Genomic DNA, 13,498 nt, shown 5'->3' with positions numbered 1-13,498 from the left:
TCACGTCGCTGGCCGAAGCTCAACTGTTTCGCGAGTCACTGAGCCATCAAGTCCAACGTTGACGATGAACAGTTCAAGCCACTCACGAGTTCCCTCACGATGCATCACCGGAACACAAGTCATTGAGTGTGCTGACCGACCAGGACCAGTAAGTTCCTCAGTGATCCGTTTTCGTGCCCAGTCGCCCTCATCTTCGAACTCTGCATCATTGCCCACATTGTAGGAGTTACGGCCCGCTTGCCGGATGACACGCCAGGTGAACCGTTCAATGTCTTGATACGCAAATGGGCCGCTCATTGACCGTACTTCCGATAAGTCGGCGACTGTGACGTCGGTAAGACAGAGGCTGGGGAACCCGTCCGAATACGAGCGGTCATCAAACGGATCTGCAAGTGTGTGGAAGATCTCGAGAACGGGCTCGTACTGTTGAAGAACCGAGAACAGGTACTCGTGGACCGCTGCTCGATAGTCTGCCGGTGAGAATTCCCCCTGCGGAGAGACGACCGATAGTCGGGCATCAGTCTGGACAACGGTTCGTTCACGAGGCTCTAAGAGCGGACACAAAAACCCGAGTTCATCAGTATCAAGCAGGTACGCGTAGCTGAACAGTTGTGATCGAGAGCCAGACTTCCGTACTGGATCTTTTCCTTCGGCGTAGTATTTCGAGTCGATTACAGCAAGTGTCGTATCACTCTCACGGACTAATTCGTGATCCGGCTGGTGGAAGATATCTTGCTCGTCATCGAAGGGATTGACTGTTGGCGAGTCACGCATTTCAACCTCCGTAACGGCATTCGTGTGGTCATACGATTTGATCGCCGCCAGCTCACCCTCAAGGGTAACCTGTGAGTATGCCTCGAATAACGACTCCATGCTCATCACATAATCAACACTAAGTGCGGATGTCTCGGTGCTGAATTGATGACTAAGTGAAGCCGACAACACAGCTTTCGAGATTTCGATAGCCTGGCGGTAGTAGTATCGTTGTCGAGGGAGGTCATGAATCGAGAGCTGGCGATACTGCGATGTCCGTGACCGACAGCTCGATATCTCGTATGCTTCCAACCGTCGGATTTCTCGATCAAGTTCAGAATAGAGGTACTCGTGCTGCTGAGAGGCACCATTGCTGATCGTATCTTGGAGGAGACGTCGTAAGTGACTTGCAGCGTAGTGGATCAGCGAGTTTGCGACGTTATTGTACTCAACCTCATTTTGAATCCAGACTGGACTGGGATTTCCCTGAGCATGGTTCAAGAGCGTCTCTTTTAGATCGATTCGTCCGCTCCCGTCCATCTGCTCAGTACGGACGATATTAAGATCACGAATCAGCCCTTGTCGATGAATCTTCGAGATGCCATCAAGAAGATTAATCACCAGGATGATGACAACGTCCTCAAGGGATTCCCCTTCACCAACAAACTGCTCGAGCGGAACCCCGTGGTACTCGACCGACCGGCGTTCTTGGTAGACTGCTAGCAACATATCGAGGATCGCATCCCACTCGACTTTGGGATTGATCCGCAGCGAAATCGTTGGAGCTAAACTCACCACACCAACTAAGTCCTCAGCGTCTATCTGAAGCGTTCGGCCGTCATCTCGGAGCGATGCAGTAACAACGTCGTATTCCTTTTGTTCACCATCAACAACCTCCTCAGCCAGCTGTGTTTTCTTATACAACCCAGTCGCAACATTCGTAATCGAACCGCGATCGAGGAGGTCAGTGATCGTTGCTGGGCAATCGCGAATCTCGATACGCCCTCGTTCTGGGACTGGATAGATTGTTGGTTCAGACTCATAGCGATACCTGGCAGCAACTGAATCATCGTCAGGTTGGTCGATTCCGAGCGGTGTGGCCGTCCGATTACACATGATACTGGGTTACTATCGGCCCATCTGCCGACGTTCGCTTGCGAGCTGATCTTCTGCAAGCTTCACAGCCGGCGAGAACTCAACAGCGTCGAACTGATTGTCCAAAGTCTTGTAGTGGTCAATAATTCGATCGAGCTGGGGGAGAGCCGCGGCATTCAATAATCGTGGGACGATGTACGTTTTGAACGCTTGCCCGAGTGCAACGCCAACTTGGCCAGCATATGGCTCATCATCATGGCATGCCGCCCCGACGAACGCAGCAACATCTCGGTAGTGCATCGGGCCGAACTGCATTATCGGTCCCTGTGACGTCTCTTCGTGCCCGTAGTTGATTCCCTGGTAATCCACTTCAAAGACCGCTTGGAGCTGGTCGATATCCACATCCGGGAGTTCGCTCACGAACTGGTTCAACCAACTGCGGAACAATCGAGCACGGTTCGCTTCAGAATACTCCTCGATCTCGATCATCGCAAAGCGACGAGTGATTGCGTTATCAAGCTCGTTGACCGTCCGATCAGACATATTCATCGTACAAATGATGTTCACACGCTCGTCAAGCTCAATTGTATCACCGTCATCAGTCTCAAAAATCGTTTGATGAGGGTTTTCAATTGCAGTATACAGTGGGCCAAAGATTTTGGAGATGTCCGCCCGCGTTATCTCGTCGATGATGACGCCATAATTGACGCTGAAATCTTCGGCTCGTTGGACTGCTTCAGAGACACACCCCAACTTGCGATGGTAGCGAAGTTGTCGACCCGTTGTCTCAGGGGAGATTCCACCGATGATATCAGACGGTGTCCAAGACGGAGTCGCAGTGTTGAGCGTGTACCCCTCGCAGGTTTCCTGTGCGAGTTGCTTTGCGAACGTCGTCTTCCCAGTTCCAGTTGGGCCGTACAAAACGACCGGTTTGCCTGTCTTGAGTGCAACAATCGAATTGTTGAGTACCTCGTCTGGGACGAGAATCTCAGATGGTGTGTCGTCCCCGCGGTAGCTCACAAGACGCTTCAGGTCAACGCCCACATCCGACTTGAGAACTTCACGCCGGACCTTTCCTAATCCGCGTGGGCCATCATGCGTGACATCAAGCGCTTCTTCTTCGATGAGATATCTGATGACACTTTCATCTTCGGCGTTCCGAATTGCAGAAATAGCTTCGTCCTGGTTTCGTCGAAGAACCTCAATTTCCTCTTTGGCTTGGGAGAGAGAACGACGAGCGGTCATTATTGACGAACGGCACCCACATGTGTTAAAACTGATCTTTGTTTCGATGATTGTTGCTGTTTACAGATTTTGGAAACAGTAAATGTATTCTGTTTTCATATATGGTTTGTGTGTTTGGGAGTCAGATACAATTGCTCAATATGCACTTAACTTGGGGTGTGTCAGCTCCAAGATCCAAGACAAATACCCACTCGGTCGTGTGCGATCCAGCTCCTTTGCGGAACCACACGAGGAGTACAATCTACTGGAGGAGTAGAGCCACCAGCCATATCGCAACCACATACAGTTTTTGCATTATGTTTATATAAACGGCATTTGTAAACAGAAGTTGCAAATGCCATACGAAAACGGGCTCATCACGGCGGCGACGTACGTCGAGAAAGGTGGCGTTGGAAAGACGACAACTGCCGCTCACGTCGCTGTCGCAGCCCAGGTTGACCACGGGCTCGACACACTTCTCATCGACCTCGCAGGAACACAGAATGATCTTGCAACCCAGTTCGGGCTCGATGACGAGATTCAGGACCTCGACGCACCGATCTCAGCGGTATTTGGGTCCGACTGGGATTTCATCCGGAACAACATTCCCGATGTCGTCGACCGAATGGTGTTTGAGACCGACGAAGGCCCAGATATCATCCCCGCAGATCCTGGGCTCGGAGGTGCAGATAATAACCTCGCGAATATCGATGTCGAAGACCGATATGAGTTCCTTCGATCATTCATTGAAGAAGACCTCGGCGATCGATACGATTTCGTATTGATGGACCTCCCCGGAAAGGAAGACAACATTTCACTCAACGGCCTCTTTGCAGCCGAAAATGTCGTCGCTCCGCTGAAGCCAGGTGCATTCGAAGAAAACCAACTGCGAAAACTCGAAGCGACGCTCGAAGAGATCAATGTCGACCTAGAAGTCGACCTTCGGCTTGCGCTTGTATTTGCAACGATGGTCGACGGCCGTGTCTCACTCCACGATAACTTTGTCGAAGACCTCGCCGCAGAACACCCCGAACTCGTTGGCGAGCCCATTCCTGCAACTGCGGGGATTGGAAACAGCCAGGACGCAGGTCACACACTGTTTGGGTTTGACGACGACGAGCGACTCAAAAGTGCTAGCAAGGCGCTCGCAGCGTACCGTGAAAACACAACTCGTCTCCTCAACAACATCACGCCGAAATAACAATGTCCGACGATCAACCAAACGCAGAAGAACTCCTCCAAAGTGCAAAGAGCCAGAAACGCCATACGAGTACTCCAAAAAGCGAGGAGCCAAACGAGGAAGCCAAAGACGAAGAAGACGAACTCATCAACGCCGTCGAAGATGCATACCGGAGTCTCGACGAGGGAGGTCTTAATCAGACGCTCTCACTTCGCGACGCAAACCTCGCAGCATTGTTCGCAGCTCTCGAAGAAACAGAGGAGTTGAATGTAGTCGGTAAGCGGGCGCTCGAACACCTGAACCGAGAAGAGACAACCAACTCGAAAGCAGACGTCCTCAAAGCACTCGTCAGAATCGGCCTTTCTGAAGTCGCAACAGACGAACTCAAAGCTGGTGTTGAAGGACGACGTCAGTATGAACGTTCAAAGATAGACGATTACGAGTTCTAGATACAGTTTTTGTTTACTGTATTTGTTTACAGCAATCGAAAATACGATGAAGTGATTAGTGCATCAAATACTCACAGTCTCGTAGTCATTGCTCTTCGAAGGGAATTTCGAGCACGCGAAGCCCATGGTTTTCCTTGTACTCCGTAATGGCTCGTTTGTAGACTGTTTCTTCTGAAAGGAACTCGGGAGTACAACAGAGTAGATCGAGGCGCTGCCGACCGCATCAGCCGTGCTAGTTGAGGACGCTCTCGGACGGACCATCCGGGCCGACGACCCAATCCTCTCATCAGAACAGGAGCGCATCGACCTCGCGGCGTCCGTCGTCGGCGACGTCGTCCTCATGCTCGGGACCCTACTCGATGAAGAGTTCGACCACGACATCCCGAATGCCACCCTCGCTGCCGTCGGATCCACCGCGAGCGACGACGTCGAGTTCTTCACTGCGGTCGTGGCGAGCGCTGACGACCGAATCGCATCCAATGAGATACCCGATTGGCTCCGCAAAGCTGCAGACGACGTTTCAGGACGCCAGCGTCTCCGCGACCGGTTCGTGGGCCGAACCTACGCACGGGCACACGGAGCCATCGAGAGTGACGGGGAGCAGGACCAGTCTCCGGATTCGGTGTTCGATGAGGCACAGTTCCACCGTTCCGACCCGACAACGCGCCTCTACCGGGCGGGACTGCAGGGGGTGGTCGACTACGAAGCGAGCGTAGCCGGGGCACTCTTCCACGGCGTGTGGGCCCAGCACGAGACCGTCTCCGATCCTATCTGCCAACGAGCACTCGCGGCTGGCGTCGGCTACGCCGCCCACCTCGAACTGTCGGGCGCATCGGCGACAGAGGAGCAGGACGAGATACTCAACACGGTTGAACAGCACCGAGATGACCTCTCAGAGCCGTCAGAGGCGCTTCTCAACGTGCTTATCGAGGACGACCCCGACATCGAGAACGTGGCTGCGGGAATCGACACTGAGGCCGACGAGCACGACCTCTCGGAGCTCGAAGCGCTGGCGTACCGTCAGTTCATTTCGGACATCACCAACCCACCAGGACCGTCGGGCTACTACAGCACGGCCTCATAAGTATCCTCAACAGCGAGCCCGGCGAGGCGTACGCGGCCCTGAAAGAAGCCTGGACGCTCCGCGACGAGGCCGACCCGGACAGTGAGTCCTATCTCCATCCACTCGCGGCCGGCGTCGGAGTCGTCGCACACGTTGACCTTGGAATCGATGACGATGTCGACCCCGAGTCGATTCTGGAGACGGTCGACGAGTACCGTGACCGACTCTCCCGGCCGGTTGAAGCCCTGTTCGAGCAACTCGTAGAGGGTGAAACGGACGCGACACCAGACGAACTCACGTACAGCATTGACCCTGAGAGCGATGACCTCGACCGCGACGACATCGAGGTGCTGGCGCTGGCGAGCCTGTTGAACGCAGTCCTCGATTCGAATGATGGGTCAGAACCCTCCTCGGACTCCGGGATGGAAAACCGAACGTCGAGGAACCCGGAAGGCAGAGACGGAGATACACCCACTGTCAATCCCTCGTCGGAACTCATCGAGTACTACCGCGACGGGCTCGCGCACGTCGTCGACGGAAACGACCAGCTGGCAGTCATCCCGCTGATGGATGCCTGGGACTTCCACAACCGAGTCGATGGGCGAGGGAAGCAGCTAGCGTACGGAGCAGGTGTCGCACTCGCGGTTCTCGTGACCAACGACGTCGGACTGTCGTCGCTCCGGGAGGAGGTACTCGACACTATCGAAGATCCGAACGAACTGCCCGACGTCGCACGTTCCGTGTTCGACGCGACGACTGGAGGAACCCCGGATCGAACCCCGGAGGGACTGCGGGAGGGGGTTCCGGAGGAGACATCCGAACTTGATGAAATCGAAATGCGTGCGTTCGCTCGACTTCTCGGCGAGGCACTCGACTGAAACACCTTCTTCGGATTTCTCTCCTAGTGGTCCAACCCCCGTGTCTACAACGATTGCGTAATCACAGTCCAAGGATGAAGCAGATCCACCCACACGTTTCCGGAAGGACCGAGCATCGCGCTCGACCTGCACAACCCCGGAGGATGGATTTGATACGTGTCTTTTCAACGAGGACCTCGTGCTTGAATCAAACCTGATGACGAGTTACCTGTATTCTGACTCTATTTCTCCGGAAACGGTGGGGTGTGTTGGACGGATAGCAGTGGTTATTCGGTGATGGATAAGCACCACTCAGTACCCGAGATACCCTGTCACGCGGGGTAGTGGATTCGTCTTCAGAGAAGAACGTCGGAAACATGCGGTGCGCGTTCGGGGTTTCGTCGTCGAGATTGACTCGATGTAGAATTGAGCGCACAACCGTGACATTAGGTCCGAGAGGTGGCCATCACGAGTAGTAAGAGAAATTAAGTAATACTGATAAAGTATTACCACGTACTGGTATTAGGACAATGCCACGCGTTACGACGAAAGGACAAGTGACAATCCCAAAGGCAATTCGCGAGGCCCTCGGAATTGAGCCGGGTGACGAAGTTGAGTTCAAACAGACCGAATCTGGGTACGAACTGAGGAAAGAAAAGCCGACGACCGCAGAAGGTCAAGACCCGTTTGAGAAATACCGTGGGAGCGCAGATAGTGACGAAACGATGCCCGAGCGTATGCGTCGGCTGCGCGGTGAATACCCAAGAGATATTGGCAGTGACTCAGACGATGATGTCGATTCGGGGGCAGAGGTGTGACAACGGCAGTTGATACAAACGCTCTTCTTGCACTCCTGTACGAGGACGACTACACTGACGCCAGTGAAGATGCGTTGCGGAGGGCTTACCGAGACGGTCCACTTGTGATCACACCGGTGGTCTACGCTGAACTTGCAGCAGATGGTCACTTCGACACCATTGCTGAACTGGATGAGTTTCTCGAAGACTTCAGCATCCAACTCGTCGAGCCGTCGCGGTCCGCACTTTTTGAAGCGGGGGAGAAGTTCCAACAGTATACTGAGCGGCGACCCGATGGTCTTCAGTGTCCGTTTTGTGGCAAGAAACAAGCCGTTGACTGCGAACAGTGTGGAACGAGTCTTTCACCCCGCCAGCATATTGCGGCAGACTTCATTATCGGCGGGCATGCACTTGCGGACGCAGATTCACTAATTAGTTTTGATACTGGATTCTACCACACGTACTTCCCGTCTTTGACTGTTCATCCGGAGTGAGGTCTCGAAGGTCCCTTCGGCGCTGCTTCTGCAGACTAAGGGAACGCATTTACTATCGAAGTCAGTAATTGAAGTATGAGCGAGAGCCGTCATTTCGGCTTAGAGAATCCGTGGGCATTCGTCTTCACGAACGTTGTTATCTGGGTAGTAGTCGTTAGCTCCATCCAAACGGTTCTCTTCAACGGTGAGTTGACTGGTGCCGTCATCGAGGGAACTGCAGGCGGCTTGGCTTGTGGATTTACGATGTTCTACCTCAAGAAGAACGACTGGTTCTAACACAGTCGGTCAATACGCACGCCCTTCTAATCGGAGCGTTCGACTCTCCCAGTGTGAAACAAGTGCTCCACTTGCTGAATCCTCCTTCTATATTCAACACGCACTTTCTATCAGGTCCAGAAGATTTCAACAGTGCCATCAATCTGACCTGTTGAAGCTCTTCAGATTGACACCGAAGAGGGCTGCTCTCCCAATCGAATTTCACGCTTGATACGAGATCTGCCCCACAATACCGCCAGACGAGGAAAGGTTGTACTAAACCAATCGTTCCAATTTTTCGAATAATGATGATATTCACAATGAATGAGGTAATATGATACGACAAACCACGTAATGATAATGTCGTCATGGTTTGCAAGACAACGGCAGACTGAGAGCAAATATTCAACGAAACTATGGGCATTCTCGCAGATAAACCGGCTTCCTGAAACAGTAGGGTATAACCTAGCATATGTTCTCCTTGCAGTTGTAATTGCCCGTTCACGGCTAGATTTAGGCCTCGAAATAGAGAGTTTGATTCAGATCTCGGTTGCGTTTAGTGCGGCCATGCTAACAAAAATGCAGGCGTCAGTCGCAGACGTACTGCATGATTACGCCGTCGATAAAGAAAACCCTGAGAAACAACAGAACGCAACCGCAGTCGATGAGATCGGGTACCAGAGGGCGTATACGATCCTCATTATTGAACTCACAGCTGGACTATTTCTTTGGATGTACGTCTCACTACAGACGTCATCACTACTATTCGCTACTGGCGGCGCCCTCTTTGCAATATCTGGGTTTGTATATTCATACCCACCCCGGATTAAGGAGCGAGGGGTACTGAACCACCTCGTGACGACGGGTACTGACGTCGGATTCGTCGTACTCCCACTCGTCATATTAGCAGGAAACCCTTCAGTTGAGTATGCGGCTACCGCTCTTGGTGTTATTTTTCTCTATACGTTTGGGTATCATATAATGCATCAAGCCGCAGATACGTACTATGACCAGCGAGCTGGAATCCAGACGTTCACACAAGACCTTGGAGTATCAACGAGTATACTACTGTCAGCAATCTGTACGGCCATTGCCGGCGTTGGTGCAGGTATACTCCACGCCCCGGGGGGAACACTTGCGATGCTTCTCGTTGCTGGCCACTACTTGTGGCTTTACTATCGAGTAAAGGGAATGTCTGAAAGAGAACAAACAGATACTACTGCACAGAGATTCAATACAGCCTACGTAGCGACGTTCTTGAACGTAACGTTCGCACTCAGTTTATTGATATAACTTATGTGTTGTCGGATGTAAACCACACCAACCATGACGTTTTAGTGTTGTCAAAATTTGATTTAGAGACATCATGAATGATTCGCTGGATACTGACTTCTCGAGGGTACTTGCGAAGCGGTTTGAGATCTTACAAGCGCTTCACGAGCAACCACAGCGGAAACCAGAACTTGTTGAGTCCGTTGACTGTTCGCGGTCGACTGTCGACCGAGCAATCACAGATTTGCTCCAGTACGAGTGCGTTGAGTCTCATAACCGAGAATATCAAACGACCCCACTCGGGAAGGCTTCTCTAAATATTAGAGAGGAGTATCTGGGTGAGATCTATAATGTACAGAATGCCAGCGAAATACTAAATGAAAATCCAAATCTGAAGGAGGTCCCGTCAATATTCCTTCGACAAGTAACCGTTTCAATAGCAGATTCACAGTTCCCAGAATCTGCTCTTAGTTCGAGTACTGAGCGGTTACGACAGTCTGAAAAGATGGTTGGCCTTGCACCGGTTGTTCTCAAATCATATATCGACGATGTTGAGGCTGCTGTTCGAGAGACTCAATGCACGGCAGAGATCATTGTATCTGAGGACGTGCTGTTGGAGTTAGTCGATTATCGAGAATCATTTACTGAATTGATCAACTCTGGACAGGTAGTTCTTCTTGTTACAGATGACGAACTCCCCTACGCACTCTGGGTCATGGAAGGGGAAGACGACGAGGTTGCTGGGATTACCGTCCATCAACACGGTGGGGTACGGGGGATGTTGATGAACACAGCACCGGAAGCCGTCAAGTGGGCGCGTGAGCAGTATGAGTCGTTCAAAGCAGATGCGACTCAGTACCAACTTGCAGAGAATTGATGGTACATGGCAGTAGACCACAAGAGAAACGGCGTGAGGTGAACTAGTCGCATGAATAATCGCACGACAACTCACTCAGGCACTCGAAGAACACCTCCTGAGCCACCCTCACCACCGATTATCGGTCACACTTATGAATTCTTCCGTCGTGACCCTCTTGATTGGTTCACGGAATTAAACGAGACATACGGACCAGTCGTCCAGCTTCGAGTTGCTGGCCAGCGACTCATCCTTCCGACAGAACCTGATGACATCGAACGGGTCCTTCTCACGAATAGTGAGAACTACGAAAAAGGAGGATTCCAAAAGATGGTGACCCGGTCACTACTTGGAGATGGACTTGTTATCGCGGAAGGGGAGAAGTGGCGAGCCAAGCGCCAGGGAATTGAGCCAGTCTTCCATCCGAAGCGGATGGAAGAGTACCAGTCAGTAATCACGTCACACACTCAGTCAACAATCGATCGGATTTCGTCGGGAGAGACGGTTAACATAGAACAGGAAATGAAGCATCTCACGCTCAATATCATCGTGGATGCACTCTTTGGTGTTGATCTTTCCACAGAAGACTGGGACTTAGAACCAGCCTTCAAGCGAATCTTAGCACATTTCGAACGCATCAGCCAAACGTATCTGTATCTTCCAGAGTGGATCCCGACCCCAGAAAACAGAGCATACAGAAGCGCGATTAGCACCCTTGATTCCGCCGTCGAGGACCTAATAGCGGCTCACCGTGTGGGAGATGTCGACGGACCAACGGTCCTCAATTATCTCCTTGAGTCGGACGAAGACTGGGACACAAAAGACCTTAGAGATGAAATCGTGACGCTGTTACTCGCAGGTCACGAGACAACTGCGCTTATGCTTACATTTACTGGTGACTTATTGGCGAGACATCCGGAAGTCCAAGAGACCGTGGCACGTGAGGTCCGAGAGAAGCCGCTCTCTTACTTCTTCGGTTATAATGACGAGTATTCCGAACCCGACAAAGTAATTCAGGAGTCACTACGCTTATACCCTCCAGTATATGGGATTTTTCGTCAACCCATTGAGGATGACCAACTGAGCGGGTTCCATATCCCATCAGGGTCTATTATTGCGCTCAATCAGTGGGTCGTTCACCGGGATTCGCGTTGGTATCAGTCACCGACACAGTTTAATCCACAACGGTGGTCGAAGCAGTTTGAAAAATCATTGCCGGCAGGTGCGTTTTTCCCGTTCGCTGCAGGTCCGCGCCGATGCGTTGGTGAGCGGTTTGCGAGGTTAGAAGCAAAACTGATCTTGATTGACGTATTACGCGAGTTCAGAATAACGAGATCAACTGACGAGAGCCTCGATGTGGTTCCATCACTAACTACCCAACCAGCGGAGTCGGTTAGCGTCACGTTCAGAGACTGATGACGTCATAAGTTTGTCTTTGGAGACCCCTCAATGAGGTGAAATCCAAGATCTCGCTAGCGGCCCGTGGCTCTCGCAGGCGTTGACGTAACGGTATATTTAGGGTCGAATGCGTTTCTCGTTATTTCATCGGCAACTCGGCATTGTCTAGTTAAGCCAGTTTGAGGAACGAGCAGGTCGGTGAGTTAGTTGGTCAAGATGCTCGCAGACCTGCTCAGCGAGTGCTTTGCGACGGATTTAGAAGAAACTTGGGCGCGTGAGCGGACAGCGACGCCCGTCAGGGCGTTCGCTGTCCAGCTCCACGCGACCGGATATTCGCTCAGAGAAACAAACAGATTCTTCGATACCTCGGCGTTGAACGCTCTCACCAAGCTGTTTGGCAGTGGGTACATCGGCTTGCTGACAGCGGTCACAACCCGCATGAGGCGAAGCCGAAGCGGGTTGCGGTCGATGAGACCGCTGTCAAAATCAATGGCGAATGGTATTGGTTGTACGGCGCAATAGACATCGAGACAAAGCTGATTCTGGACGTCGAGTTGTTTGTACGATATGGTACCGATCCGGCTGCTGCATTTCTCCATCGACTCTCCGAGAAACACGATCTCTCAGAGGCTGTGTTTCTCGTTGATGGCTACGGCTATCAGACTGCTATCTCTCGGTTAGGATTGAGCGGTCGGCTTGACTACGTCGAGCGAAACCTCATCGAAAAATGGTTTCACACCCTCAAAATGCGAGTCGACCGCTTCCATAATTCGTGGGTGGGCAGTCACGGAAGCGTCCGAGATTAGTTCACAATTTACGCAAGACTATACTTTTCAACGACCGCATCAAGCGCTCGATGGGCGAACGCCAGTTGAGGAAGTCACTAACTAGACAGCGCCGACGTGACGAAAATTTCAACGGAATAACTCTCTATTGACTGTACAGCAGAACCCCTTCCACAGGTGCGTTGAGATCCCCACTATGTGATGGACTCATCATATCCTGATAAGGATAAATTCATTACGACACTACGTCTGTAATTCTATCCCATTTTCCGAGTCTATGTTCATTCTTTGACGAAATAACCACGCGAGGGGTAGTGTTTAGTTTGGAGCATGGTGACAGCGAGCGAACTCTGAAGCCAGCTTTCGGCTGTTTTCGGTTCGACGTGACTGAAACAGTTCGAAAACGAGGAGGTTCGTCTTTTTAGCTCTCGAAAAATTCGCTCGACAGCGTTCCGATTTCCGTGGCGACACATCTAAAATCAGAGCCCAGCTCGTTGCAGTGCAGCTTGGAGGTGTTGAGCGCCATCAACGAGAAATACGGCGGTTTCGACATCGTGCTTTTGGCGAAGCTCGCGCAGGAAAATTTCTGTGAGAGCGGTCGTAGTTGTCGCAAATAACCGGACGTGAAGCAGTTCGTTCGTCGCTGGGTCGGCAGCGGTGTACAGCCAAAATTGCTCGTTGTTGATTCGAATCACCGTTTCGTCGAGCGCGACCTGATTCGGTGATTTTCCTGCTTTGGGCTGTAAATCGGCTTTCTGCACCCAATCATGGATTGCTTTTCGACTGCGTTGGACACCCAGCGAGTCGAGTAATTCGACGGTATTCGACAGCGACAGCCCCGCAACGTGTGATTGAATACCCATCGCCATCGCTGGCACGGGTGTCCGCTTGCGTTCCACAAAACCCAAATCAATCCAGTATCTACTCTCGCTGAGGCGGGAGATTTCTGGCAAAGAGCACCAAGAAATTCTCCCGCCTCACTTTCACGTTTAACTAAACACGACCTCTCGCGAACGAGAA

13 protein-coding genes and 2 pseudogenes are annotated in these 13,498 nt (G+C 51.9%); 11 read left to right on the top strand and 4 right to left on the bottom strand.

The window, feature by feature from the left end; all coding sequences use genetic code 11:
• The gene (locus tag C5C07_RS19155; protein ID WP_115805853.1) at positions 1 to 1,869 is read right to left on the bottom strand and encodes a restriction endonuclease; all 1,869 of its coding nucleotides are present in this window, start codon (positions 1,867 to 1,869) and stop codon (positions 1 to 3) included.
• 12 nt (positions 1,870 to 1,881) lie between these two features.
• Positions 1,882 to 3,093, bottom strand: a complete 1,212-nt coding sequence (locus C5C07_RS19150) for an AAA family ATPase (protein WP_115805852.1) — start codon at positions 3,091 to 3,093, stop codon at positions 1,882 to 1,884.
• A gap of 334 nt (positions 3,094 to 3,427) precedes the next feature.
• On the opposite strand from C5C07_RS19150, the gene C5C07_RS19145 reads away from it, so the two are divergent.
• The 3 genes from C5C07_RS19145 to C5C07_RS19135 all read left to right on the top strand — a co-directional run bounded on the left by C5C07_RS19145 (position 3,428) and on the right by C5C07_RS19135 (position 5,785).
• The gene (locus tag C5C07_RS19145; protein ID WP_115805851.1) at positions 3,428 to 4,273 is read left to right on the top strand and encodes a ParA family protein; all 846 of its coding nucleotides are present in this window, start codon (positions 3,428 to 3,430) and stop codon (positions 4,271 to 4,273) included.
• Positions 4,274 to 4,275: 2 nt separating this feature from the next.
• Entirely contained in the window at positions 4,276 to 4,701 is a 426-nt protein-coding gene (locus tag C5C07_RS19140; protein ID WP_115805850.1) for a hypothetical protein, read from the top strand.
• Positions 4,702 to 4,930: 229 nt separating this feature from the next.
• A complete protein-coding gene (locus C5C07_RS19135) occupies positions 4,931 to 5,785 on the top strand; it encodes a hypothetical protein (RefSeq protein WP_115805849.1) in 855 nt (284 codons plus the stop codon).
• On the opposite strand, the gene C5C07_RS19130 is transcribed toward C5C07_RS19135, so the two are convergent.
• Entirely contained in the window at positions 5,767 to 6,021 is a 255-nt protein-coding gene (locus tag C5C07_RS19130) for a hypothetical protein (protein WP_115805848.1), read from the bottom strand. The genes C5C07_RS19135 and C5C07_RS19130 overlap by 19 nt on opposite strands.
• A 90-nt stretch (positions 6,022 to 6,111) precedes the next feature.
• Here C5C07_RS19130 and C5C07_RS19125 point away from each other — a divergent pair, with 90 nt between their 5' ends.
• From C5C07_RS19125 to C5C07_RS19090, 8 genes and pseudogenes are all read left to right on the top strand, one after another.
• Entirely contained in the window at positions 6,112 to 6,642 is a 531-nt protein-coding gene (locus C5C07_RS19125; RefSeq protein ID WP_147302047.1) for a hypothetical protein, read from the top strand.
• 509 nt (positions 6,643 to 7,151) lie between these two features.
• Entirely contained in the window at positions 7,152 to 7,439 is a 288-nt protein-coding gene (locus C5C07_RS19120; protein ID WP_115805846.1) for an AbrB/MazE/SpoVT family DNA-binding domain-containing protein, read from the top strand.
• Positions 7,436 to 7,912: a PIN domain-containing protein gene (locus tag C5C07_RS19115; protein ID WP_115805845.1), complete on the top strand. Its 477-nt coding sequence runs from the start codon at positions 7,436 to 7,438 to the stop codon at positions 7,910 to 7,912. The genes C5C07_RS19120 and C5C07_RS19115 overlap by 4 nt, the downstream gene beginning before the upstream one ends.
• A 75-nt stretch (positions 7,913 to 7,987) precedes the next feature.
• The gene (locus C5C07_RS19110) at positions 7,988 to 8,188 is read left to right on the top strand and encodes a hypothetical protein (protein ID WP_115805844.1); all 201 of its coding nucleotides are present in this window, start codon (positions 7,988 to 7,990) and stop codon (positions 8,186 to 8,188) included.
• Between the two features lie 333 nt (positions 8,189 to 8,521).
• Entirely contained in the window at positions 8,522 to 9,460 is a 939-nt protein-coding gene (locus tag C5C07_RS19105) for a UbiA family prenyltransferase (RefSeq protein ID WP_115805843.1), read from the top strand.
• A 73-nt stretch (positions 9,461 to 9,533) separates the two neighbouring features.
• Positions 9,534 to 10,316 carry a winged helix-turn-helix domain-containing protein gene (locus C5C07_RS21155; RefSeq protein WP_147302046.1) on the top strand — a complete coding sequence of 261 codons (783 nt, stop codon included), beginning with the start codon at positions 9,534 to 9,536 and terminating at the stop codon, positions 10,314 to 10,316.
• Positions 10,317 to 10,367: 51 nt separating this feature from the next.
• The gene (locus C5C07_RS19095) at positions 10,368 to 11,711 is read left to right on the top strand and encodes a cytochrome P450 (RefSeq protein ID WP_115805841.1); all 1,344 of its coding nucleotides are present in this window, start codon (positions 10,368 to 10,370) and stop codon (positions 11,709 to 11,711) included.
• A gap of 198 nt (positions 11,712 to 11,909) precedes the next feature.
• Positions 11,910 to 12,584 (top strand): annotated as a pseudogene (locus tag C5C07_RS19090) (IS6 family transposase).
• 212 nt (positions 12,585 to 12,796) lie between these two features.
• Here the strand turns inward: C5C07_RS19090 and C5C07_RS19085 are convergent.
• A pseudogene (locus tag C5C07_RS19085) lies at positions 12,797 to 13,431 on the bottom strand (IS6 family transposase).
• Positions 13,432 to 13,498: the final 67 nt, after the last annotated feature.

The organism is Haloferax sp. Atlit-4N (assembly GCF_003383025.1).
Taxonomy (GTDB): Archaea; Halobacteriota; Halobacteria; order Halobacteriales; family Haloferacaceae; genus Haloferax; species Haloferax gibbonsii.
This window is presented reverse-complemented; position numbering and strand designations above follow the sequence as displayed.

Bases quoted from the DNA above. Each gene is read 5' to 3' on its own strand.
- C5C07_RS19105 (WP_115805843.1), top strand. From the start codon at position 8,522: ATGATAATGTCGTCATGGTTTGCAAGACAACGGCAGACTGAGAGCAAA.
- C5C07_RS19110 (WP_115805844.1), top strand. From the start codon at position 7,988: ATGAGCGAGAGCCGTCATTTCGGCTTAGAGAATCCGTGGGCATTCGTC.
- C5C07_RS19155 (WP_115805853.1), bottom strand. From the start codon at position 1,869: ATGTGTAATCGGACGGCCACACCGCTCGGAATCGACCAACCTGACGAT.
- C5C07_RS19095 (WP_115805841.1), top strand. From the start codon at position 10,368: ATGAATAATCGCACGACAACTCACTCAGGCACTCGAAGAACACCTCCT.
- C5C07_RS21155 (WP_147302046.1), top strand. From the start codon at position 9,534: ATGAATGATTCGCTGGATACTGACTTCTCGAGGGTACTTGCGAAGCGG.
- C5C07_RS19140 (WP_115805850.1), top strand. From the start codon at position 4,276: ATGTCCGACGATCAACCAAACGCAGAAGAACTCCTCCAAAGTGCAAAG.
- C5C07_RS19120 (WP_115805846.1), top strand. From the start codon at position 7,152: ATGCCACGCGTTACGACGAAAGGACAAGTGACAATCCCAAAGGCAATT.
- C5C07_RS19145 (WP_115805851.1), top strand. From the start codon at position 3,428: ATGCCATACGAAAACGGGCTCATCACGGCGGCGACGTACGTCGAGAAA.
- C5C07_RS19150 (WP_115805852.1), bottom strand. From the start codon at position 3,093: ATGACCGCTCGTCGTTCTCTCTCCCAAGCCAAAGAGGAAATTGAGGTT.